Annotated in this window: 25 protein-coding genes; 12 read left to right on the top strand and 13 right to left on the bottom strand. The window is 71.7% G+C overall.

Annotated elements, in window-relative coordinates; translation table 11 throughout:
- Positions 1-65 precede the first annotated feature (65 nt).
- From DVK07_RS08630 to DVK07_RS08600, 7 genes are all read right to left on the bottom strand, one after another.
- On the bottom strand, positions 66-974 hold the full coding sequence (locus DVK07_RS08630) for a thiamine-phosphate synthase family protein (protein WP_121596668.1): 909 nt from the start codon (positions 972-974) through the stop codon (positions 66-68).
- Positions 971-1,594, bottom strand: a complete 624-nt coding sequence (dcd, locus tag DVK07_RS08625) for a dCTP deaminase (RefSeq protein WP_121596667.1) — start codon at positions 1,592-1,594, stop codon at positions 971-973. Before dcd ends, DVK07_RS08630 begins: the two co-directional genes overlap by 4 nt.
- 80 nt (positions 1,595-1,674) lie before the next feature.
- Entirely contained in the window at positions 1,675-2,412 is a 738-nt protein-coding gene (locus tag DVK07_RS08620; protein WP_121596666.1) for a YIP1 family protein, read from the bottom strand.
- A gap of 81 nt (positions 2,413-2,493) precedes the next feature.
- A complete protein-coding gene (locus tag DVK07_RS08615) occupies positions 2,494-3,135 on the bottom strand; it encodes an NfeD family protein (protein ID WP_121596665.1) in 642 nt (213 codons plus the stop codon).
- Between the two features lie 100 nt (positions 3,136-3,235).
- Positions 3,236-3,523, bottom strand: coding sequence for a hypothetical protein (locus DVK07_RS08610; RefSeq protein ID WP_121596664.1), 288 nt, complete (start codon positions 3,521-3,523; stop codon positions 3,236-3,238).
- A 132-nt stretch (positions 3,524-3,655) separates the two neighbouring features.
- Positions 3,656-5,413, bottom strand: coding sequence for a pyruvate kinase (gene pyk / locus DVK07_RS08605; protein ID WP_121596663.1), 1,758 nt, complete (start codon positions 5,411-5,413; stop codon positions 3,656-3,658).
- A gap of 471 nt (positions 5,414-5,884) precedes the next feature.
- The gene (locus DVK07_RS08600) at positions 5,885-6,820 is read right to left on the bottom strand and encodes a thiazole biosynthesis protein (protein WP_121596662.1); all 936 of its coding nucleotides are present in this window, start codon (positions 6,818-6,820) and stop codon (positions 5,885-5,887) included.
- A 487-nt stretch (positions 6,821-7,307) separates the two neighbouring features.
- On the opposite strand from DVK07_RS08600, the gene DVK07_RS08595 reads away from it, so the two are divergent.
- The 6 genes from DVK07_RS08595 (at position 7,308) to DVK07_RS08570 (ending at position 9,338) form a co-directional block, all read left to right on the top strand.
- Positions 7,308-7,574 (top strand): hypothetical protein, encoded by a 267-nt coding sequence (locus DVK07_RS08595; protein WP_004596544.1) that lies wholly within the window; start codon positions 7,308-7,310, stop codon positions 7,572-7,574.
- A 4-nt stretch (positions 7,575-7,578) separates the two neighbouring features.
- On the top strand, positions 7,579-7,713 hold the full coding sequence (locus DVK07_RS08590; protein WP_007994536.1) for a DNA-directed RNA polymerase subunit P: 135 nt from the start codon (positions 7,579-7,581) through the stop codon (positions 7,711-7,713).
- Between the two features lie 21 nt (positions 7,714-7,734).
- Entirely contained in the window at positions 7,735-7,992 is a 258-nt protein-coding gene (locus DVK07_RS08585) for a KEOPS complex subunit Pcc1 (RefSeq protein ID WP_121596661.1), read from the top strand.
- 108 nt (positions 7,993-8,100) lie between these two features.
- On the top strand, positions 8,101-8,487 hold the full coding sequence (locus DVK07_RS08580) for a prefoldin subunit beta (RefSeq protein ID WP_007344826.1): 387 nt from the start codon (positions 8,101-8,103) through the stop codon (positions 8,485-8,487).
- 4 nt (positions 8,488-8,491) lie between these two features.
- Positions 8,492-8,797, top strand: coding sequence for a DUF3194 domain-containing protein (locus DVK07_RS08575; protein ID WP_121596660.1), 306 nt, complete (start codon positions 8,492-8,494; stop codon positions 8,795-8,797).
- Between the two features lie 115 nt (positions 8,798-8,912).
- On the top strand, positions 8,913-9,338 hold the full coding sequence (locus DVK07_RS08570) for a universal stress protein (RefSeq protein WP_121596659.1): 426 nt from the start codon (positions 8,913-8,915) through the stop codon (positions 9,336-9,338).
- A 22-nt stretch (positions 9,339-9,360) separates the two neighbouring features.
- Here DVK07_RS08570 and DVK07_RS08565 read toward each other — a convergent pair whose 3' ends face one another.
- The 5 genes from DVK07_RS08565 to DVK07_RS08545 form a co-directional block, all read right to left on the bottom strand.
- Positions 9,361-9,915, bottom strand: a complete 555-nt coding sequence (locus tag DVK07_RS08565) for a GMP synthase subunit A (protein WP_121596658.1) — start codon at positions 9,913-9,915, stop codon at positions 9,361-9,363.
- A 121-nt stretch (positions 9,916-10,036) separates the two neighbouring features.
- Complete coding sequence (gene truD, locus DVK07_RS08560; RefSeq protein WP_121596657.1) at positions 10,037-11,530, bottom strand: tRNA pseudouridine(13) synthase TruD; 1,494 nt, start codon at positions 11,528-11,530, stop codon at positions 10,037-10,039.
- Positions 11,531-11,869 carry a peptidyl-tRNA hydrolase Pth2 gene (pth2, locus tag DVK07_RS08555; protein ID WP_121596656.1) on the bottom strand — a complete coding sequence of 113 codons (339 nt, stop codon included), beginning with the start codon at positions 11,867-11,869 and terminating at the stop codon, positions 11,531-11,533.
- Positions 11,870-11,969: 100 nt separating this feature from the next.
- Positions 11,970-12,788 (bottom strand): bacteriorhodopsin, encoded by an 819-nt coding sequence (locus DVK07_RS08550; RefSeq protein ID WP_121596655.1) that lies wholly within the window; start codon positions 12,786-12,788, stop codon positions 11,970-11,972.
- Positions 12,789-13,038: 250 nt separating this feature from the next.
- Entirely contained in the window at positions 13,039-14,574 is a 1,536-nt protein-coding gene (locus tag DVK07_RS08545; RefSeq protein WP_121596654.1) for an NAD(P)/FAD-dependent oxidoreductase, read from the bottom strand.
- Between the two features lie 134 nt (positions 14,575-14,708).
- Here DVK07_RS08545 and DVK07_RS08540 point away from each other — a divergent pair, with 134 nt between their 5' ends.
- The 6 genes from DVK07_RS08540 (at position 14,709) to DVK07_RS08515 (ending at position 20,909) form a co-directional block, all read left to right on the top strand.
- Entirely contained in the window at positions 14,709-15,488 is a 780-nt protein-coding gene (locus DVK07_RS08540) for a helix-turn-helix domain-containing protein (RefSeq protein WP_121596653.1), read from the top strand.
- A 121-nt stretch (positions 15,489-15,609) separates the two neighbouring features.
- Positions 15,610-16,035, top strand: a complete 426-nt coding sequence (locus DVK07_RS08535) for a plastocyanin/azurin family copper-binding protein (protein WP_121596652.1) — start codon at positions 15,610-15,612, stop codon at positions 16,033-16,035.
- 109 nt (positions 16,036-16,144) lie between these two features.
- Positions 16,145-16,981: a sulfite exporter TauE/SafE family protein gene (locus DVK07_RS08530; protein ID WP_121596651.1), complete on the top strand. Its 837-nt coding sequence runs from the start codon at positions 16,145-16,147 to the stop codon at positions 16,979-16,981.
- 1 nt (position 16,982) lies between these two features.
- Complete coding sequence (locus tag DVK07_RS08525) at positions 16,983-19,541, top strand: cation-translocating P-type ATPase (RefSeq protein ID WP_121596650.1); 2,559 nt, start codon at positions 16,983-16,985, stop codon at positions 19,539-19,541.
- Positions 19,542-19,602: 61 nt separating this feature from the next.
- Positions 19,603-20,025: a hypothetical protein gene (locus DVK07_RS08520; protein ID WP_121596649.1), complete on the top strand. Its 423-nt coding sequence runs from the start codon at positions 19,603-19,605 to the stop codon at positions 20,023-20,025.
- A 98-nt stretch (positions 20,026-20,123) separates the two neighbouring features.
- Positions 20,124-20,909: an aldo/keto reductase gene (locus DVK07_RS08515; protein ID WP_121596742.1), complete on the top strand. Its 786-nt coding sequence runs from the start codon at positions 20,124-20,126 to the stop codon at positions 20,907-20,909.
- A gap of 442 nt (positions 20,910-21,351) precedes the next feature.
- Here DVK07_RS08515 and DVK07_RS08510 read toward each other — a convergent pair whose 3' ends face one another.
- Positions 21,352-23,157, bottom strand: a complete 1,806-nt coding sequence (locus DVK07_RS08510; RefSeq protein WP_121596648.1) for a S9 family peptidase — start codon at positions 23,155-23,157, stop codon at positions 21,352-21,354.
- Between the last annotated feature and the right edge of the window lie 21 nt (positions 23,158-23,178).

The raw sequence follows: 23,178 nt of genomic DNA, 5'->3' as shown, positions 1-23,178 counted from the left end.
GCGTACGCTAATGAATACCAACCACGGTCCGGGCGGGCGGACCGCTTCGTCCCGCTGCGCCCCGCCTACAGGATCCCGCGGACGATCGCGGCCGCCTCGGACGCCGTCGGCGCGAGCACGTACACGATCGGCTCGATGCCGACCGCGCCGGTCTGGTACAGGACGAGCGTTTCGCCGTCCGCCGGGAGGCCGGCGGCCGCGACCGCGTCCGCGACCGCCTCGCGCGTCGGTCGCTCCGCGTCGAACTCGACGGTCGGGCGGTCGGCGGCGAGCGCCTCGACGGTCGCCGAGTCGTACCGGAGGTTCACGGCGCCCCGGACGTCGGCGCCCGCCTCGCGCGCCGCGAGCAGCACCGTCGCGACGTGCTCGCTCACGCCGAACTCCGGCTCGCCGGGCACCATCGCCCGGCCCTTCACGTCGACGAGCCGGCCGGGGACGGCGGCGACGTCGTCGACCGTCGCGGCGTCGGCGAGACACTCGGCGACGTTCGCGCCGACGTTCGGGATGAGCCCGGCGAAGCCGGAGGCGTTCGTCAGGGTCCGAAGGCCGCGCCGGACCGAGGTGAGGACGCGCTCGCGCTCGCGGAGGCCGCTGTCCGGGTCGTGGACCGAGAACTCCACGTCGGCGTCGGCGAGCGCGGGCATCGCCGCCTCGTGGAGGTCCGCGAGGAGGTCCCCCTCCTCCAACTGCCGGATCAGCACCTCGATCTCGACGAGCGCGGCCACGGGCGTGAGGTCGCCGCTCGCCAGCCCCTCGCCCACGCGCTCGACGATGTCGCGCACGCGCTCGTCCGCGACGACCCGGTCGTGTCTCGCCACGTCGCCGGCGGCGTACTTCGAGACCGCCGACTGCGAGATGCCGAGCGCGTCGGCGACCTCCGACTGGGTGAACCCGCGGTCGCGGAGGTCCTCCGCGAGCATCGAGCGGACCGTCGGGAGGAACTCGTCGACGACGACCTCCTCGATGAACCTCATTCGCGATCACCGCCCGACGGCGCCGACTCGTCGCCGTCTGCCCCCGCGAACTCGGGGTCGTCGCCGATCCGCGACGCCTGCGGCCCGTCCTGCCCCTGGTACTTCGAGCCGCGCTCGGCCCCATACGGGCGCTCGGCGGGCCGTTTCAGCTCCGTGAAGGTGAGCTGTGAGACGCGCATCCCCGGCGAGAGCGCCACGGGCGCGGTCCCGAGGTTCGACAGTTCGAGCGTGATCTGTCCCTCGTAGCCGGGGTCACACAGGCCGGCGGTCGCGTGGACGACGATCGCCAGCCGGCCGAGCGAGGAGCGCCCCTCGACGTGGGCGACGAGGTCGTCCGGGATCGCGACGCGCTCGGCCGTCGTCCCGAGGACGAAGTCGCCGGGGTGGAGAATGAACTCGTCGCCCTCGGCGACGGTCGTCTCCGTCACGTACTCGCTCACCTCGCCCGCGTCGGTCGGGTGGATACAGGGGATGTTGGTGCGCTGGAACTCCAGGAATCGCTCGCCGAGCCGCAGGTCCACGCTCGCGGGCTGGACCTGCTGGTCGACGTCGTCGAGCGGCTCGATCGCGAGGTCGCCCTCGGCGAGCCGGTCGAGGATGTCGGCGTCGGACAGGATCATACCGAGAGGGGGAGCGCCGGCGGCTTAAAAACTCCCGAATCCGCGGCCGCGGCGAGCGCGGCGGGACGTTCCGGGGCGCTTCAGACCGCCGCGAGCAGCAGCGCGACGGCGGCGAAGACCGTCGCCACGCCCGCCGCGGCCCCGCGGTCGAGGTCGTGTTCGGCCTCTAACCCGCCGACGACCACGACCCATTGGACCGCGATGCCGACCGCGGACGCGGCGAGCAGCGGCCCGGTCGCGCCCGTGATCGCGCCGACGACGTCGCCCGCCACCGCCTCGCCCGTTGCCCCCGATATCGTCGCGTTCGAGAGCGCGTACCAGATCCCGGCGAGCCCGGCGGCGAGCCGGAGCAGCTCGACGCCGATCGCCCAGCCCGCGATCACGAAGGAGTCGCCGATCGACCCGGAGCCGCCGGCGACCCGGGCCCCGACGTGGAGCGCGACCGCGAACAGCGTCCACCAGAGCGGCACCCCGAGCAGCCCGTAGTGGAGGTAGCCGGTCGCGGCGTCGCGTAGTTCCTCCCCCGCGTCGACCTCGATCCGCTCCGGCTCGTCGCACTCCTCGGCGAACACGGAGTCGTCGCCGAACGACTCGCAGGTCGACTCCGGGGGACGGTCCGGGTTGTCGACGGTGACCTGCTGGTCGACTGTCGCGTCGAACACGGCCCCGAGCGCGAGGATTCCGACGCTGGTGCCGACCGTGACGACGACGACCATCGCGACCGCGACCGCGCCGGCGCGGGGGGAGCCGAAGGCGTCGCGAACGCGGTCGAGGGCGCTACCGGGCAGGCTCGCGAGGACGGCGAGCGATGAGGGCATCGTCGGGGGATCGCCGCCGACGGAGAAGTGCTTTTCCGCTCGGTGACGCGCGCCGCGGACCGCCGCTCCGACCCCGCCACGTCACTCGCGGTCGAGTTCGGTCTCTCGCTCGGCGTCGGATTCCTCCGTGGCGTCTCCCCCTTCCTCCGCCGCGTCGCCCCCCTCGTCCTCCGCGGCCTTCCGCGCGCGGTCGGCCGCCAGTTCGCGGTCGATGTCGTCCTCGACGTACCCCATCGACTCCACGGTGACGACGTTGCCGCCGCCGGGGTCGACCACCATCACCTCCTCGCCCTCGTCGATCTCGCCGTCGATCGACCGGGCGGAGTAATGGGGGTTGAACCCGCCGCCGGCGAGTTTCACCTCGCCGCCGGTGGGCGTCACCCGCTCCGTCACCGTCCCCGTCTTCCCCTTCAGCGAGTCGCTGTCGCTGGTCTGCTGTTGGCCCTTCCCGCCGTAGAGGTCGAACTCGTGGTAGCCGTAGAAGGCGGCGGCGCCGAAGACGAGCGTCAAAAGCGCCATGAACAGCGTGAGGAGGGCGCCGGCGACGCCGAACGAGGCCAGGAGGAGCCCGCCGAGCCCCGCGCCGATGAGCGCGATACCGACGACGATGAAGTTCGCTCCCGGGGCGAGCGCCTCCGCCATCGAGAGCAGCAGCCCCGCGGTCAGAAGCAGGAGCGGGAGGGTGTCCGGCGAGAGGAGCCCGGACTGTGCGAGCGCGTTCATGTTCGGTCCTACGGCCGCGGCCTGATAAGTGGTGCGCGGCCGCGGCGTCGGTCGAGCGGCCGTCCCCGCCCGGTTCGCGCCCGACCGGCGGCGACCTGGCTCAGAGGCCGAGCAGCAGGACGCCGACCGTGAGCGCGACCCCGAGGACGACGAAGACCGCGTGTTCGAGGGTGACGTCCCCGGGCTCTATCGGCTCGTCCGCGGGCGTGGCGGTGTCTTCCGTGACTCCGTCGGGCCCGACGTCGTCGACCGCGAAGCGCCACTCGCGCTCGTCGTCCGCGCCCTCGTCGCCGGCGTCGTTGGCCCGGCTCCGCTCGCCGAACTCCGCCGACTCCGGGGAGTCGGCCGAGTCACCGTCGCGGGCGTCGCCGCCGGATTCGTCGCTCATGGCCGGACGTACGCGGCTCCGTAATAAATGGCTGGCGGGCGCGGGCGGTCGAGCCGTTCGGCGCGGTCGGGGAGCGGGGGTCGGTCGCGTCGGGTGCGGAGCGGGACGGCGGTCCCAGTTCGGCGGAGCGGCCTACCGCTCGCGGGCCGCCCGGAGCACGTCGCCGTCGTAGACGACGCCGCGCTCGCCGTCGACGGTCACCGTGGTTCCGTCCGTGACCGAGTCGGGCAGGTCGGCGCCCGAGACCATCGGCACGCCGAGCTCGCGGGCGACGACGGCGGGGTAGCCGGTCATCCCCTCGCGGGCGTCGATGATCCCGGCGATCCGGTCGAGGTCGCCGGTGAACTCGCCGTCGAAGCCCGGGCCGAGCGCGACGACGGACCCCTCGGGGACGGCGTCGAGGTCGCCGTCCGCGGTCCGGTGGACTGGGGCGGCGACGCGGCCGGCGACGACCGCCTTCCCGGTCACGACCGTCTCCGCGGCGACGTGGACCTTCAGGGTGTTCGTCGTGTTCGTCCCCTCCAGCTCGGTGAGCATCCCGGAGAGGACCACGAGGGTGTCGCCCGACTCCGCGCCGCCGCGGTCGAGCGCGGCGTCGACCGCGTTGTCGAGGATCGCCTCCATGTCGCTGGCGTACTCGGTCAGGACGGGACGGACGCCCCACGAGAGCGCGAGCTGGCGGCGGACGCGGTCGTTCGGCGTCGTCGCGACGACGGGGACGCCCGGCCGGAACATGGCGGTCTTGCGCGCGGTGAAGCCGGACTCGGAGACCGCGACGACCGTCGAGGCACCGATGTCGCGCGCGAGGTAGCGCGCCGAGCGCGCCAGCGCCTCCGTGCGCGACCCCTCCTCCGCGGTCGGGACGCGCTGCTCGCGCGTCTCGGCGTACTCGTCGCTGGCCTCGACCTGCCGGACGATCCGGTCCATCGTCTCGACGACGTTGACGGGGTCGTCGCCGACCGCGGTCTCGCCCGACAGCATCACGGCGTCGGTGCCGTCGAGGACGGCGTTCGCCACGTCGGAGGCCTCGGCGCGGGTCGGTCGCCGCGAGGTGACCATCGAGTCGAGCATCTCCGTCGCGGTGATGACGGGGACGCCCTCGTTGACGCAGGTCCGGATGATGCGCTTCTGGATCACGGGCACGTCCTCGAGCGGGCACTCGACGCCGAGGTCGCCGCGGGCGACCATCACGCCGTCGGCGGCGTCGACGATCCCCTCTAAGTTCTCGACCGCGCCGGCGCGCTCGATCTTCGCGACGATCGGGATGTCGTCGCCGCCGCGGGCCTCAAGCTCGTCGGCGATCTCGTACACGTCGTCGGCGTCGCGCACGAAGGAGGCGGCGACGAAGTCCGCGTTCGTCCGGGCCGCGAGGTCGAGTTCCGCCTCGTCCTCCGGCGTGATCAGGTCCACGTCGATGGCGACGCCGGGGAGGTTCACGCCCTTCCGGGAGCCGAGCTTCCCGCCGGAGACGACCGTCGCGACCACGGACTCGCCGTCGACGCGCTCGACGCGGCACTCGATCCGGCCGTCGTCGAGCAGGATCGTGTCGCCCGGTCCGGCGGCCCCGATCGAGTGGGTGAGGCCGACGCGCTCGGGCGTCGCCTCGTCGCCTTCGAGGAAGGTGACCTCGGAGTCGGTCGCGAGCGAGATCGGCTCGTCGATCTCGGCGGTGCGGACCTCGGGGCCCTTCAGGTCGACCATCACCGCGAGCGGGTCGTCGATCTGGGCGTCGACCTCGCGGGCGCGCTCGATCACCGTCTCCCGGTGGTCGGTCGTTCCGTGGCTGGCGTTGAGCCGGACGACGGACATCCCCGCGTCGGCGAGGCCGCGGATCGTGTCCCGGTCGTCCGAGGCGGGACCGATCGTACAGACGATCTTGGCGTTTCGCATACCGCCGGGTTCGACGTAGCGCCGGAAAAAGGCACCCGGTTGCGTCGCTCCCGAGTAAACGTTCGTGAGGGACGGCGCTGAGGCGGATTCCGGACTTGGACTGCGGTGACTATTTATAAATGAACACGCGGTGGCGCGTGCCTGCGAGGCCGCCCCGCGGCCGAGCAGCATCGCGCGAGGGAGTCGGCCGACCGGAGCGAAGCGGAGGGAGGCCGACGAGGCTGGGGAGGCGTGAGGCTGCGGTGCGGTGCTGTGCGGGGCGGGACTCAAAGGGGCAGTCGCGAGGAGCGCGGAGGAGACGTAAGGACCGCAGGGAACGAGCGTAGCGAGTGACCGAGGACCGCAGCGAGCGTCCGCGCTCCTCGCGACTGGGGCTTTGGAGGTGTTCGCCGTCGATTCGTCGGTAGCCTCTTATAAATAAGCGGCTGAATATGTGGAGGAGTCCGCTGCCGGAACGTCAGCGGTGATTTATTAGTCGTCCGCGGGGGCGGGCCCGCTCCCGACCGACAGCGACACCTCGGGCGCGTCGACCTCTAACTCGTCGAGCGCGGACTGGGCGGCGCGCTTCCCCGACACCAGCATCGCGCCGAACGTCGGGCCCATGCGCGGGAGGCCGTGCGCGGTCGCGACCGCCATCCCGGAGGCGATCAGGCCGTCGTGGACGACGCCGGTGTGCTCGACGACGGCGTCCTCGCTCTCGCCGACCCACATCGAGTCGTGGCCGGGCGAGTCGTGGCCGGGCGCGCCGTACTCGCCGTCGCCCGTCTGGTCCATCCCGGTGTTGTGCTCCTTCGCGTGTTCGATGCCGGGCGCGGTGAGGACGCCGCGCTCGTCGAGCTTGCTGATCGCGACGGCGTCGTGGCCGGTCGCGTCGATGACGAGGTCGGACTCGACCGCGATCGGATCGACGCAGGTGATCTCGCGCGGGAGCGCGTGGACCGGCGTCCAGTTCATCACGATGCCGCCGACCTCGTGGTCGTCGCGGACGACGAGGTCGGTGAACTCGGTCATGTTCTGGACGCGCGCGCCGGCGTCGCAGGCCGCCTTGATCAGCCCGGAGCAGGCCTCCGGCCCCGCCGCGGTGTAGAGGCCGTCGACGTCCGCGACCGGCTCGTACTCCACGTCGAGGTCGTCGAGGATCTCCTGGGCCGGATCCCGGACCGTCACCGTGTTCATCAGGAACCCGCCGAGCCAGAACCCGCCGCCGAGGTAGTTGTTCTTCTCGACGATCATCACCTTCACGCCGCGCTCGGCCAGTTCCTTCGCGGCCATCAGCCCGGAGGGGCCGCCGCCGAGGACGATCACCTCTGAATCCGTGAAGTCGAGGAACCCGTCCGTCCACTCGGTGCCGATGGCTCTCGTTACGTCGGTCTCGCTCACGTCCGCGAAGCCGTCGAATCCCTCCATACAACTTGGTAGTATTACTTGGTTGTGATAGGTGTTACGGTGGGGACGCGGTTGCGTTTATATTCCGTGTTGGCGCCCCAGCAGCGAACACCTCCAAAGCTTCAGTCGCTCAGCGATACACAGACGCTCTCGATACGAACACCTCCAAAGCCCCAGTCGCGAGGACGCCGTACGCTCGCTGCGCTCCTCGGTCGCTCGTTCCACTCGCTCCCTGCGGTGCTTACGTCGCCTACGGCGTCCTCGCGACTGCCCCTTTGAGTCCCACCCCCACCGCCCCGCACAGCAGCCTCACACCTCCCCAACCTCGCCGCTCGCTCCCTCCGGTCGCTCGCGGCGTCCCTCGCGCGTGCTCCTCGCGGCCGCCGAGGGCGGCCGCTCGCAGGCACGCGCCACCGCTGCGTCCAGTTGTCTGCTATCGTCGCGCGTGCCTTTCCGACCGCCGCAACTCGCAGCCTTTTTACCTACGCTGGCGGTAGAAGTGGCTACTATGGCTGAGGACAAGGCTCGAAGCACCGGCAGCGCGGGCCGATTCGGCGCTCGCTACGGCCGGGTCTCCCGCAAGCGGGTCCAGGACATCGAAGCGGAGATGCGCAACGCGACCGTCGACGGCGACGACGTCAAGCGCGTGGGTACCGGCATTTGGGTCAACGAGGAGACCGGCGAGACGTTCACGGGCGGCGCGTACCGCCCCGAGACGCCCGGCGGTCGCACCGTCCGCCGCTCCATCCGCGCCGCGCTCGCCGACGAGGAATAGGACGATGAGCTACAAGTGCTCCCGCTGTAAGCGCGACGTCACCCTCGACGAGTACGGCGGCGTGCGCTGCCCGTACTGCGGCCACCGCGTCCTCCTGAAGGAGCGCGGCGGCGACATCAAGGAAGTCGACGTCGAGTAAGCGACCCCTCCACTTCGGACCGTGACGGCGACGCGCGCACACGAGACGGTCCTCTCTTTCAGTTACCCCACCGAGCGACGCGCCCGGCTCGTGGCCGCCGCGCTCGGCCCCGAGATCGGCGAGATCGACGACGCCCGGTCGAGCGCGACCGTCGACCGCGAGGGCGACGCGGTCCGCGTCCGCGTGCTCGCCGACGACCTCGTGGCGCTGCGCGCCGGCGTCAACAGCTGGTCGCGGCTGGTCGCGGTCGCCGAGCGCGTCGGCGCGTTCGACGGCTAAACCGACGCGAGCGCTCCCGAGTCCCCTCGTATTGCCGACTTGTCGGGGCGGGATAGATGTAGTGGGTTTTTCCGTCCGGGCCGCCTCGGTCCGCCCATGCAAGGGAACATGCCGCCCGAGGCACAGGAGAAGATCGAGGAACTGCAGGAGCTTCAGGAGACCGCACAGCAGGTCGCCGAGCAGAAGGAGCAGGCGCAGTCCGCGCTCAACGAGTCGAAGACCGCCCTCGACGCCCTCGAAGACGTCGACGAGGACGCGGGGATGTACCGCGAGATCGGCGAGGTCCTCGTCGAGACGGACTACGAGTCCGCCTACGACGACCTCGAGGACAAGGTCGACTCGCTCGAGGTCCGCGTCGAGCAGCTCGAGAAGCAGGAGGAGCGCGTCGAGGAGCAGTTCGACGACCTCCAGAGCGAGCTCCAGCAGATGCTCCAGGGCGGCGCGGGCGGCGGCGGCCCGATGGGACCGGGCGGCCCGGGCGCCGGCGGCGCGTAAGGCCGTGACCGACGACGGAACCGACGATTTCGCGGCCGACGACGGTGCGGAAGCCGCGGACGACGCCGCGGAGCCGAGCGACGACGAGGTCGTTCGCACCGCCGCCGAGGCGGCCGAGGGGATCGTGTTCAAACACTACGACCAGTCCACGGTCACGGACCTCGACGTCACCGTCACGTTCGAAGAGGGCGTCCTCGACGTCGACGTCTACCTCAACGCCCCCGAGGACGCCGACCCCGACCCGGAAGCGGTCGCGCAGGAGGCGGTCGAGACCGCGGGCGAGGCCGTCGACGAGCTGTTCGCGGCGTAGGCGCTCGCCGTCTCTTCCGAACCTTCGCCGCCTGAACCGCCGAGCGGCGCGACCGCGGGTCGCGTCCGCGACCTCGGATACTGTTAACATCTCACGCACCGTTGATCGGACCGACATGTACGACGCGATCCTGTGTCCGACCGACGGGAGCGCCGGGAGCGCCGCCGCGATCGAACAGGCCTGCGGGCTCGCCGCGCTGACGGGCGCCCGGATCCACGCCCTGTTCGTCGTCGACGAGGGTATCGCCGGCGCCGACGAGTGGGATATGGTCGTCGAACGGGAGGAGGAGCGCGGCGAGCGCGCGCTCGACGCGGTCGCGGAGGCGGCCGCGGAGCGGGGCGTCGAAGCCGAGAGCCACCTCCGTCGTGGCCGCCCGCACGAGGAGATCCTCGACGCCGCGACCGACTACGGCGCCGACCTGATAGTTATGGGGACCCACGGCCGCACCGGGATCGGGCGCTTCGTCACGGCGGGGTCGGTCGCCGAGCGGGTGGTGCGACACAGCGAGCTCCCGGTGTTGACGGCGCACATCGGAGAGTAACGCTCGGTTTCCTTCGGCGCGTCTACGCCGACTCGCAGATCGCGACGAAGTTCTCGAAGACCTCCTCGCCGCGCTCCGTGTGCGCGACCTCGGGGTGCCACTGGACGCCGTACAGCCCCGCGTCCGGGTCGGCCATCGCCTCGATGTCGCAGACGTCGGAGGTCGCGGTGCGGGCGAACCCCTCGGGGAGCCCCGTCACCTCGTCGGCGTGGGAGGCCCAGACGCGCGTCTCCGGCGCGAGCGAGCCGACGAGGGGGTCCTCGTCGTCGGTTATCTGGACGTCGACGTCGGCGTAGCCGCCGTAGTCGCCCGCGCCGACCGCGCCGTCGAGCTCGCTCGCGATCAGCTGCATCCCGAGGCAGATGCCGAGGACGGGAATATCGCGGTCGAGGTAGTCGGGCGCGTTGCCGACGCGGTCCATGTCCGGGCCGCCCGAGAGGACGACCCCGTCCGCGTCGACCTCGTCGGCCGGCGTCTCCGCCGAGATTATCTCGGTGTCGACGCCGAGGTCGCGGAGCGCCCGCCGTTCGAGGTGGGTGAACTGGCCGTGGAGGTCGATGACGACGATCCGAGTCATAGCACCGATTGACGGCTGTCGCACAAAAACGGCTCGGAACGGAACACAGCGACGTGGTGTTTTCCGCCGTCGTACACCCTCGATGATACACGAACGCGGATCAATATCGGCCTGAGACCGCTCACAGGTCGAGCGGGCCGCGCTTCGTGAACTCGCGGAGCAGCACGGTCGCGTACGAGCCGCTCGGGAGCGCGAACGCGAACCGCGGGTCGCCGTCCGCGAACGTCGCGTCGAGGTCCGTGCGCAGGAGGATCGCACGCCGCGTCCCCTTGGAGTCGAACTCGCCGGGGAGCGCGAAGTCGCCCGGCTCGATCCCGGCGTCGGCGAGGACCTCGCGCTCGATCTCGCCCGGCTCGCCGTCGCCGAGCTCCGTCTCGGTGCCGACGAGCGGCGCGGTGACGAACGCCCGCCCGCGCTCGCAGTGCCGCGAGACCACGTCGACCCGGTCGGCGTCGACCCGCTGGAGCCGGTCGGTGTCGGGCGCGTACAGCTCTTCGGGCGCGTCGCCGTCGGCGAAACACACCACGTCGCCGGCGACGGGGCGGTCGAACGGGAGCCCGCGGCGCAGCCGCTCGCTGACGATCCGGTTGAACAGGAACGACTGCGCGGCGTTGACGAACAGCCGCTGGAGGTTCGAGGGCACCGCCGCTAAGGCGTGCCACCAGTCCTCGTCGTCCGGCGGCGCGTCGGGGTCGACGTCGCGGTCGGCGAGCCGGTGGACCATCGAGCGCTCGAACCGGAGCTTGCCGGGGATCGCGTCGAGGCAGGCGGCCCAGTCGCCGTCGCCCGTGCCGTCGGCGGCGGGGTCGTCGTCGGCTTCGGAGCCCCCGCCGACGCCGAACGCCGCGTCGACCCGGTCGCGCGCGGCCCGGGTGTCGTCGGGCTCCGTCTCGGCCGGGTTGCCGGCGTACAGCCGGACCGCCTCGCGCGGGTCCTCCCGTGCGATCGCGAGCCCCACGAGGTGCGTCACCGGCCGCCAGCTGCCGAACCGCTGCTGGCCGAAGTAGTTCGGGACGCCGACGGTCGCCTCGATCGGGAGCCCGTCGCCGTCGGTAGCGCCGCCTTCGCCCCCGCTCGCGTCGCTCCCACCTACGTCGCCCGCGAACGCCCGGAGATCCCGCACCGCGGCGGCGACGCGGTCGGGGGCGTCGTCGACCGCGTCCGCGACCCGGATCTCGAAGGCGTTGCCGGCGAGGTCGCCGAACGAGAGGCTCCGCCCCGCCCGGCCGAGCGCCTCGATCTCGGCGCCGCGGATCTCGGGGAGGTCGTCGGCGTCGACCCCGCGGACCGTGAACAGTTGCGTGGTAACCGCGCGCTTGTCCTTCGTCCCCGCCCACGAGACGCGCTCGCGGCTGATTCCGAGCGCGTCGGAGAGCCGGCGCGCGAAGTCGTTCGTGTCCCAGTCGCGGAGCGTCGCCCGGAGGACGAGCTCGGGGTAACTTCCGGGGTCGGCGTCGAGCGGCTCCGCGTCGAACGCCTCTAACTCGCGGACCCGGAAGTCCTCGGGCGACTCGCGGAGCCGCCCGCCGATGCCGTCGGCGCGGCTGGCGTAGTACTCGATGCCGACCGCGCGCTCGGTCGGGTGGGACTCGCGGAGGGCGTGATCGGCGGGCATCTAGTACAGCGAGAGGTCGCCGGTCACGCGGTCGACGCTGTCGTCGCGGGCGGGGCCGACCGCGAGCGCCGTGACGGTGCCCGGTTCGAGTTGGGTGTGACCGGCGTCGCGGACGATGGCGTACGGAAGCCCCTCCTTGTCGGCCTTGTCGGCCAGTTCGAACAGCTGGCTCTCGGAGCTCCCCTTCAGCACGACCTTCTTCTGCCCCTCGCCCTGCCACTTCTTCCGCGCCCGCTTGCCCGCGTCCTGGTACGCGGACAGCGACGCGTGCGCGACCTGCGCGGCGAGCTTCCCCTCGCCCATGCCGATGTCCGTCCGGGCGACGATGGCCTGTTTCATACCGTCTCCACCGCCGCCGCGGGTTTAGCGCTTTTCTCTCGGTCTCCCCGTCGCGGGCTCGTCTCCGGGCGGAGTAGAGCGGAGGGCCCGAATCGCGCGGTCAGTCGTCGGCGGGCGCCGCGCCGCCGCGCGAGGCCGCGCCGAGGCCGGACGCCATGTCGGCGACGGTCCGCTCGTTGTTGACGACCCAGCGCAGCAGGAGGAACGCGAAGAGGTACTTCGCGATGATGTCCATCCCGCTGTACGCCCACGAGGTGATCGCGACGTCGAGCACCGCGATCCCCTCCGCGCCGAGCGCCCAGAAGATCGGGTAGCCGAGCCAGAGGACCACGGTGAGCACCTTCAGCGTGTTGAAGATGTCCGCGGTGCCGGCGACCTCCGCGTCCCGCGCCCACTCGGCGAGCAGGATGTAGAGGACGACGACGAAGAACGCGCAGCTGATCGCGTACCAGACCCACCGCAGCAGGAGGGAGGACGTGGTCAGCGCGGCCGCGAGCCCGGTGATACACATCCCGACGTCGGCCACCACGGCGGTGAACAGCTTGCTCAGGTTCGACCCGGCGAGCAGGCCGAGCGCGACGAGGATCATCGGCGTCGAGAACGCCCACGTGAGGTATCGGCCCCACGGGGTGAACACGCCGCCTTCGGGGCCGGCGCCCGCGCCGGCGAGCGCGTGTCCCGCCGGCATCTCGAGGAAGCTGACGGTGAGTCCGGAGACGAGCCCCGTGTAACTGGAGATGGACACCAGCGGTACCATCAGGGTCGCGACGAAGATCAGCTGTGCCCGGGGGTCCTCCACGTTCCGTCCCATGTAGACGAACAGGAGGATCGACAGGCCCGCGAGGGCGATGTTCACCCAGAGCGACGCGCTCAACAGCGTGTTGCTCTGAATGAACTGGAATATCTCGGTCTGGGTCATTTCGAGCGGGACTGTTCCGCTTGCGAGTAAGTCAGCCGCTGCTGTTTCGATCATGCGACAGTGCTAATCACGTGGCGTATTTATTAAATGTACTAACCTTACTGGTAAGGTTTTCTAACCGTTTTCGATCTCGCGACCTGTTTTTCGAAATATTTCTTCTCTTCTCACTAACTGTGGACGGGCGTTTTGTTCGTCCCCGCCATTCTCTCCTCCTCTCCGCTCCGTTCTGCTCCGCCCTTCCCGGCGCCACTCACTGACCCACCAGCGGCAGCCGGTCGAAGGGCCCCCCACCGGCCGCGTCCGCCTCGACCGCGGCCGCGCAATGCTCGCCTCCGAGCAGGCACATCGGCACGCCGATCCCGGGGTTCGCGCTCCCGCCGACGTAGTAGAGCCGGTCGGTCCCGCGGACGCGCGGTCCGGGACGGAGCGGCCCGGTCTGTCGCATCGTGTGGGCGAGCCCGAGCGCGCTCCCGCCGGGCTGGTCGAACTGCCCCGCGAACTCGGAGACGCAGACCGACTCCTCGGCGACGATCCGGTCGCGGAGGTCGACGCCGGCCCGCGAGGCCACCGCGTCGAGGACGCGCTCCCTGAGCGCCGCCCGCCGCTCCGGCGTGTCGTCGAGCCCCGGAGCGAGCGGCACGAGCGTCACGACCGCCTCGTGGCCGTCGGGGGCGACCGACGGGTCCGTCCGCGACGGGACGTTCACGTACACGACCGGCTCCGTCTCCCCGGTCGGCCACGCGGGGTCGTCGAAGACGGCCGCGAAGTGCGGGTCCCAGTCCGTCGGGAGCGCGAGCGTGTGGTGCTCTAACTCCGGCAGCTCGCCCTCGACGCCGAGGTACAGCAGGTGCGCCGAGGGGCCGTACGTCCGCCGGTCCCAGTAGTCGCCGAGCCGCGGCACCGTCCCCTCGGGGAGCAGCTCGCGCTCGACGTGCGCGGGCGGCGCGTTACAGACCACCCGGTCGTGGACGTAGCGGTCGCCGCCGAGCTCGGCCTCGACGCCGCCGTCGATCGGCTCCAGCCCCGTCACCTCGACGCCCGTGTGAACGTCGGCGCCGGCGTCGCGGGCGACCGTCTCGACGGCCTCGATCACCTCGTACATCCCGCCCATCGGGTAGTAGACGCCGAGCCCGTAGTCGACGTGGCTCATCAGCTGGTACAGCGCCGGCGTGTTGTGCGGCGACCCGCCGAGGAAGACGAGCGTGTACTCTAACAGCTGCCTGAGCTTCGGGTGGTCGACGTACGACCGGACCCGCTCGTCGAGGCTGGACAAGAGGTCCAGCTCCCGCCCCCCGGCGAGGACGTCCAGCGAGAGGTAGTCGCGGAAGCGCGACCGCCCGGGGAGCACGAACCGCTCCATGCCGGCGTCGTACGCCCGCTCCGCGTCGTCGAGGTACTCGCGGAACGCCGCTCCCGCCCCGTCCTCGTACGACTCGAACAGGTCGGCGGCGGCCGCGGTGTCGGCGGGGACGTCGGCGCGGTCGCCGTCGTCCCAGAACACGCGGTAGTGCGGGTCGAGCCGCTCCAACTCGTAGAAGTTCTCCGGCGACCGGCCGAAGTCGTCGAAGAACCGTTCGAACAGGCCCGGCAGCAGGTACCACGACGGGCCGGTGTCGAACCGGAACCCGTCGAGCTCCAGCCGCCCGGCGACGCCCCCGACGTGCTCGGCCCGCTCGTACACCGTCACCTCCGCGCCGGCGGCCGCGAGGTAGGCCGCCGCGGAGAGCCCGCCGACGCCGCCGCCGACCACTCCGACCGACTCCCCGCGGAGCGACTCGTCGCTCATGGGTACGGTAGGGACTCGCGCCGTGTGAGTCGTTGCCAACTCTCGACGGGACTTTATGAAGCGGGCCGCCGGTCCGCCGCGAGGCGTACTCGTTCGGGTTCCTCTTTTTCCGGCTTCGACCACGAGATCGGCATATGGGACAGCGGTCGCGGTCGTCCGACTCCAGTCGCGCCGAACGCCCGGAGTCGGCCGGCCCCTCGGGCTCCGACGGCGGTGGCACCTCGGACGCGGCCCGGAGCGGCTCGGACGCGACGCGGGGCGCCGGGCGGTCCACCGGTCGGGGCGGCTCCGGCGACGCCGGCGTCCGCGTCGAGGTCGTGGTCCGCGACCCGACGCCCGCACCTGTGGCGGAGGCGCTGCCACCGGGCGCAGTCGCGGAGGACGTCGACCGCGTCCGCGTCGACGGCGCCGCCGTCTCGCAGTTCCGCGCCGACCGCGCCGTCGACGCCGAACTCGTCTTCGACGGGGGCGACGAGTTCGTCTACCGCTGCCGGAGTCGGGTGCCGGACCAGTTCCCGTCCGACGCCGTCGAGTCGCTCGGCTACCCCGTCTCGTCGGTCACGGTCCGGACGGCGCCCGACCGCGTTCGGCTCGGGCTCTCCCTGCCCGCGGCCGACCCGCTGGGCGACGTGATCGACGCGCTGGAGGCGACCGGCGGCTCGGTCCGACTCGAACGGCTCACCAGCTCCGGCGGGGCCGACACCCGCTCGGACCCGGTCGTCGTCGACCGGGGGCGGCTCACGGAGCGCCAGCGGGAGGTGGTCCGGACCGCCCACCGGCTCGGCTACTTCGAGCATCCGCGCGGAGCGAGCGCGACCGAGGTGGCCGACGCGATCGGCATCGCCCGCGCGACCTTCTCGGAACACCTCGCGGCGGCGCAGCGCCGCGTCTTCGATGACCTCGTCGGCGGGTGAGGCCGGCCGCGGTCGCCCCGGCGCGTCGGGGTCGGCTCGCCCCGCGTCCGGAGCCCGAAATCCGTTCTCACGCGGCGGGGGCGACCGCGGTATTGAAACCGTTCAGGCCCCCAGATGGGGTATGTATCGCAGACGGTTCCTCCGGCGGACGGGCGCCGTCGGGAGCGCGGCGGCCGGGGTCGCCCTCGCCGGCTGCGCGGGCGTCGGCGGCGAGCCGGACTACGACGTCGGCATGCTCGCGACCGCGTACCAGCCCCGGCAGATAACGGTCTCGGTCGGCGACACCGTCGTCTGGGAGAACACGAGCGCGCGGTCGCACACGGTCACCGCGACCGCGGGCGGGATCCCGGACGACGCGGAGTTCTTCGCCTCCGGCGGCTTCGACGACTACGAGACCGCGCTGTCCGCGTGGCAGTCCGACTTCGGCGGCAGGATGGAGAACGGCGACCGCTTCGAGCACACCTTCACCGTTCCCGGCGCCTACGAGTACGTCTGTATCCCCCACCGCGAGGGCGGGATGTTCGGAACCGTCGTCGTGGAGGAGTGATCGGCGTGGCCCGTCTCGACTCCGTCCGACCAACCGCGGCCCGCTCCGGCGACTCCGTCCGCCGAAACCCGTTTCCGCCCGCGCGCCGAACAGGTGGTGACTGATCTTCATGGCCCTCTCGCCGCTCCTCGGGACGGACGTCCTGCTGTTCCTCGCGATCGGGCTGCTCGGCGGCGCCCACTGTATCGGGATGTGCGGCCCGCTCGTCACGGTGTACGCGAGCCGGATGGACGCCGACGCCGGGCGGACCGACGGCGGCGCGGCGGGCGCCGCGCGCACTGCGAGCGGGACCTCCGGCCGCGAGGGACACCTGACGACCTACGAGGTCCGCCAGCACGCCCTGTTCAACCTCGGGCGCGCGGCGAGCTACGCGACGATCGGGACCCTCCTCGGCGCGCTCGGCGGCGCGGTCCTCGTCACCACCGCGACCCTGACGGGCGCCGCCGAGACCGTCCGCGGTGGGGTCGGGCTCCTCGTCGGCGCGGCCGTGATCCTCGTCGGCATTCGATACCTCCTCGGCGGCGCGACCGGCGGGGTCCACCTCCCCGGGCTCGAACGCGTCACGGGGTGGCTCACCGGGCGCGTCGACCGCCTCGCCAACGGTCCCGGGATCGTCGCGCTCGGCGCGGTCCACGGGCTGCTCCCCTGTCCGATCCTCTACCCGGCGTACCTGTACGCGTTCGCCAGCGGCTCGGCGGTCGCGGGCGGGGTCGCGCTCGGCGCGCTCGGGCTCGGGACGATCCCGGCCGTTTTCGCGTACGGCACCCTGATCGAGAGCGTCGGCCCGGTTCACCGCCGCCGGATCCACCGGCTGCTCGGCGTCGCGTTCGTGGCGCTCGGCTACGTGCTGTTCGCCCACGGGCTGATGTCCGTCGGGATTCACGTGCCGCACCCGCGGCTCCCGTTCTGGAACCCGCTCGACGCCGGGATGATGGGGGGTATGTAAGATGAGCGAGACGGCCCCGTCTCCGATCGAAGGCGGGAACGGCGGCCCCGCCGCGTGTACCCTCTGCGAGCTCCCGACCGAGGGCGTCGACGTCACCGATGACGACGGCAACCGGTTCTGCTGTACCGGCTGCCGGGACGTGTACGGCGCCCTCGGCGACGTCGACGTGGACGCCGACGCGGTCCGCGAGCGGCGGCGGGAGCGGGACGGCGCCGCGGAGGACGGCGAGGGGTCCGCCGACGGCGACCGCGACGTCCCCGACGGCCACGAGGCGACGTACCTGGAGGTCGACGGGATGCACTGCGCGACCTGCGAGGCGTTCATCGAGACGGTGGCGACCGACGCCGACGGCGTCAGCGGCGCGAGCGCGAGCTACGTCACCGACACGGTGCGGATCGACCGCGACCCCGACGCGGTCACCGTCGACGACCTCACGGAGACGGTGAGCGGCCTCGGGTACAGCGCGTACGCCCGAGACGACGCCTTCGCGCGGCGGCAGGCGAGCAACATGGCGACCGCGCGGCTCGCGGCGGGCGTCCTCGTCGGGATGGCCGTCATGCTGCAGTACATCGTCCTCATCTACCCGACGTACTTCGCGTTCCCGTTCTACGACCAGCGGACCCTCGACTACCTCAACGAGGCGATGGCGTCGACCTCGGGCACGTACTTCTTCATCGTCATCGCCGTCCTCACGACCATCGTCCTCTTCTTCACCGGGAAGCCGATCCTCCGGGGCGCCTACGTCAGCGCGAAGACGCGCTCGCCGAACATGGACCTCCTCGTCGCCATCGCGGCGGTGAGCGCGTACCTCTACAGCACGCTCGCCGTGATCTTCGTCGAGTCGCCCTCGATCTACTACGACGTGACCGTCGCGATCATCGTCATCGTCACGGTGGGGAACCACTACGAGGACTCGGTGAAAGACCGGGCGACGGAGCTGCTCTCCGAGGTCACCGCGGTTCAGGTCGACGACGCGCGGCGGCTGACCGCCGACGGCGACACCGAGTCGGTCGCGGTCGACGCGCTCGACCCGGGCGACCGGCTCCTCGTGCGCGCCGGCGAGCGGGTCCCCGTCGACGGCGAGGCGGTCGACGGCGACGCCGCGGTCGACGAGTCGGTCGTTACCGGCGAGTCGCTCCCGGTCCAAAAGGTCGCCGGCGACCCGGTCGTCGGCGGCTCCGTCGTCGCCGACGGCTCACTCACGGTCGCGGTGGGGCCGGACGCGACCTCCAGCCTCGACCGCGTCGCGGAGCTCGTCTACGACCTCCAGAGCGGGAACCACGGCGTCCAGAAGCTCGCCGACCGGCTCGCGACCGTCTTCGTCCCGGCCGTCCTCGTCATCGCCGCCGTCGCCGCCGGCGCGTCGCTCGCGCTCGGCGGCGCCCCAACCGACGCGATGCTCGTCGGGCTGACGGTGCTGATCGTCTCGTGTCCGTGCGCGCTCGGCTTGGCGACGCCGCTCGCGGTCGCCGCCGGGATCCGCGACGCCCTCGAACGCAGCATCGTCGTGTTCGACGATACCGTCTTCGAGCGGATCCGCGACGCCGACACGGTCGTCTTCGACAAGACCGGGACGCTGACGACCGGCGAGATGCGGCTGATCGACCGCCGAGTCGACGACGACCTGCTCCGGCTCGCGGCCGCCCTCGAATCGCGGTCCGCGCACCCCGTCGGGCAGGCGATCGCCGCGGCGCGGTCCGCGGCGGGCGCGGCCGACGCCGGTCCCGGCGAGGCGGCGGACGACGGCGCGACGCCGGCGGTCGCCGACGGCGGCGCGGAAGCCGTCGACTCCGGGACCGGCGAGGGAGGAAACGCTCCCGCCGTCGAGTCGTTCGAGAGCCACGCCCGGGGCGTCTCCGGCGTCGTCGACGGCGTCGAGGTCGTCGTCGGTCACCCCGACCTGTTCGACGAGCGCGGGTGGACCGTCCCCGACGAGATCCGCGAGGCGGTCGCCGACGCGCGCGACGTGGGCCGCGTCCCGGTGGCGGTCGGCCGCGACGGCGCGGCCGAGGGGTTCGCGGTGGTGGGCGACGAGCTGCGCGACGGGTGGGAGGAGACGGTGACGGCTCTCGACGAGTCTGGCGTCGAGGTGATCGTGCTCACCGGCGACGACGAGCGCGCCGCGACGGTGTTCGCCGAGCACGATGCCGTCTCGTCCGTGTTCGCCGGCGTGCCGCCGGAGGGGAAGGCCGAGGCCGTCGGGCGGCTGAAGGAGCGCGGCGTCACCGTGATGGTGGGCGACGGCACCAACGACGCGCCGGCGCTCGCGGCGGCGGACCTCGGGATCGCGCTCGGCGGCGGCACCGCGATGGCGGCCGACGCCGCCGACGTGGCGATCGTCGACGACGACCTCGGCTCCGTGGCGACCGTCTTCGAGCTCGCGCGGGCGGCCGGCCGGCGCGTGAAGGGGAACATCGGCTGGGCGTTCTGCTACAACGCGGTCGCCATCCCGCTCGCGGCGACCGGACTGCTGAACCCCCTCTTCGCCGCCGTCGCGATGGGCGCGTCGAGCCTGCTCGTGGTGACGAACTCCTCGCGGGCGCTGCTGGCCGACGACTGAGCGGGCGGCGCCCGCGGCCGCGAACGGAAGGCACTTTTCAGTCCCGGCCGTGGCGCCGCGCATGTCCCTCCACGAAGCCGAGCGACGCCGCGACCGGCGGTCCTCCTCGTCCGACGACGATCGGAACGACGACGAATCCGACCGTCGGCTCGGCGTCACGCTGGTCGTCGCGCTCGCGCTGATCAGCGGGCTCGCGGACCTCGTCGGCGGACTGGCGCTGGTCGCGAGTCCGCTGTTCCTGATCGGGGTCCCGGTCGCCGCGATCGGGGCCGTGAAATGCTGGGCCGCGCTCGGCCTCCGCCGACGCAGCCCCCGGGCGCTCGGGCTCACCTTCCTGTTCTTCGGCGTCGGCGCCATGGTGTCGACGGGCGAACTCCTCTTCGCGCTCCGGGGCGGCGGCGGCCTCGTCGCCCCCGCGGCCGCGCTCGCGCTCGACCTCGCGGTCGTCGGCTACCTCTTCGTGCTCGTCGACGAGTTCGACTGAGCGGCCCGCCCCTACCGCAAGCGATTTTCGGCTCACGCGAGTAGGCGGGAGTGATGACAGACCAACAGCAGCAGCCCGCGGTACCGACCCGGAACGGAATACCCGTGCTCGGGCTCGGGACGTGGGAGAACGACGACCCCGCGCAGTGTACCGAGTCGCTGGCGAACGCGCTCGACGCCGGCTACCGCCACGTCGACACCGCACAGATCTACGGCAACGAGGCGGCCGTCGGCGAGGGGATCGCGAAAAGCGACGTCGACCGCGAGGACATCTTCCTCGCGTCGAAGGTGTGGATCGACAACCTCGCGCCCGAGGACGTCGTCTCCTCGACCCGCGAGAGCCTCGACAAGCTCGGCGTCGACTCGGTCGACCTCATGTACGTCCACTGGCCGGCCGGCGAGTACGAGCCGGAGGAGACGCTGCTGGCGTTCGCCGAGCTGCGCGACGACGGCCTGATCGACCGGATCGGCGTTTCCAACTTCGAGCCGCACCACCTCGACGCGGCGACCGACGCGCTCGGCGAGGCGCCGTTCGTGAACCAGGTCGAGATGCACCCGCTGCTCCGCCAGGAGGAGCTGCGCGAGTACGCCGACGCCAACGGCGTCGAGCTCGTCGCCTACTCGCCGCTCGCCCGCGGCGAGATCCTCGACGACCCGGACATCGTCGATATCGCCGAGAAGCACGGCGTCAGCGCCGCGCAGGTGAGCCTCGCGTGGCTCCGCGAGAAGGGCGTCACGGCGATTCCCAAGGCGACGGGGATCGACCACATCCGCGACAACCTCGCGAGCGTCGACCTCGACCTCGACGACGAGGACGTCGCGGCGATCGACGCGCTCGGCCGCACCGACCGCCAGCTCAACCCCGACTTCGGCCCGGACTGGTAGGGGAGCGACGCTCCTTAATAAATAGATGATGCGGTGGCGTGTGCCTGCGAGCGGCCGCCCTCGGCGGCCGCGAGTCAGCACGCGCGAGGGAGTCGGGCGCTCCGAGGGCGACCGAAGGGAGCCCGAAGACGCGCCCGACGAGGCTGGGGAGGCGTGAGGCGCGGTTGCTGTGCGGTGCGGGGCGGGACTCAAAGGGGCAGCCGGGAGGGCGAAGGCGGCCGCAGCAAGCACCGCAGCGAACGAAGTGAGCGAGGAGCGCAGCAAGGCCCCCGAGCCCTCCCGGCTGGGGCTTTGGCGGCGTTTGTCGTCGATCTCAGTCAGCCACTTATAAGCGAGCGGCTGGGTCTTTGAAGATATTTGCCACCGATCCGCAGTCAACCATTTATAAATAAACGGCCGCGACAGCTCGGACCGATTCAAAAACTCGACCGAACTCTTCGCCTCAGACGTGTTCCGCGAGGAAGTCGACGATCTCGCGGTACGCCTCGATCCGGTTGTCGAGCTTCGCGAAGCCGTGCCCCTCGTCGTCGAAGATCAGCTTCCGGACGGGGACGCCCTGCTCGCGGGCCTCCTCGACGATCTGTTCGGCCTCGCCGACGGGCACCCGCGGGTCGTTCTCGCCGTGGAGGACGAACAGCGGCGTCTCGATCCGCTCGATGTTGTTGATCGGCGAGACGGACTCGAGGAACTCGCGGTCCTCGTCGAGCGAGCCGTACTCGGCCTCGCGCAGCGACCGCCGCCAGTCGCCGGTGTTCTCCAAGAACGTGACGAAGTTCGCGATGCCGACGATGTCGACGCCGGCAGCCCACAGCTCGGGGTACTCGGTCAGCGACGCGAGCACCATGAACCCGCCGTAGGAGCCGCCCATCGCGACGACGCGGTCCGGGTCGACCTCGGGGTGGTCGTGGAGCCAGCCGACGCCCTCGCGGACGTCCTTGACCGAGTCCATCCGGTTCTCCACGTCGTCGAGCCCGGAGTACGCCTTGCCGTAGCCGGAGGAGCCGCGGACGTTCGGCTCGAAAACCGCGTACCCGTTGTTCAGGAGGTACTGCGTCACGGAGGCGAAGGAGGGCCGCCGCTGCGACTCGGGGCCGCCGTGGATGTCGACGACGACCGGGTAGCCCGACTCCGGCGGCTCCGTCTCGGGCACGGAGAAGAACGCCGGAATTTCGCGTCCGTCGAAGGTCGGGTAGTGGACCAGCTCGCGCTCGACGAACGTGTCCGGCGGGACGCCCGCGGTCGAGGCGCGCGTCCACCGCTCCGCCTCGCCCGTGGTCGCGTCGACGACGTAGACGTCCGCGTTGTGCGTGCTCCCCGTCGACGTGACGGCGAACCGCTCGCCCTCGGGGCCGAAGCTCACGCCGCCCGCGACGCCCCGCGGGAGGTCCGGCGTCGGGAGCTCGTCGATCCGGTCGGGCGCGACGAGTTCGCCGGCGGTGAGCTCGGTGTAGCCGTCGACGTTCCGGGAGTAGACCAGTCGCCGGGAGTCCTCGTCTATCGCGACGCCGTCGACGTTCCACTCGCCGCCGTCGGCGACGACGTCGAACTCGTCGGTCTCCAAGTCGAGCCGCTCTAACCGGAGGGTGTCCGTGTCGCGGTCGGTGACGAGGTAGACCCCCTCGCCGTCGGGGCCCCACCCCGGCCCGGAGTAGCGCACGTCGCCCTCGTGGGGCGTGTGGTGGGTGAGGTCGCCGGTCGCGAGATCGAGGGTGTACACGTCGTGGTCGAACGACGAGTGCGCCTCGTGGACGATCAGCCGGTCGTCGCTCGGCGACCAGCCGGCGACCGAGAGCCAGCCGTCGCCCTCGTGGACCAGTTCGGCGTCGTCGCCGGTCTCGTCGCGGCCCTGAACGTACACGTCGAAGACGGCCTCGTCGCGGCGGTTCGACGCGAACGCGAACCGGTCGCCGGTCGAGTCCCAGCCGCCCCACCGGTGTTTCGCCTCGGGCATGTCGGTGAGGTCCGTGATCGCGCCGGACTCGTAGTCGAGCCGGTACAGCTGCGCGCGCTCGTTGCCGCCCTCGTCCATGCCGAAGACGGCCTCCGAGCGCTCGGGCGAGGAGTCGACGAAGGAGACGGACTCCTCGAAGAAGGTGTGCTGTTCGGGCCACGACTCCGGCTCGCGGACCGACCACACCTGACCCGTTCCGGTCGTGTCGAGCAGGAACGAGAGCCGGCCGTCGGGGCCGAGGTCGGCGCCGCCCGCGTTCCGCACGTTGAGGTAGCGTTCGATGTCGTACTGTCGCATGCCAACCGGTTCCGGGCGTGC

The organism is Halorubrum sp. Atlit-26R (assembly GCF_003666015.1).
In the GTDB taxonomy this organism is placed as follows: domain Archaea; phylum Halobacteriota; class Halobacteria; order Halobacteriales; family Haloferacaceae; genus Halorubrum.
The sequence above is the reverse complement of the archived record's forward strand: the minus strand, read 5'-3'. Positions and strand labels throughout refer to the sequence as shown.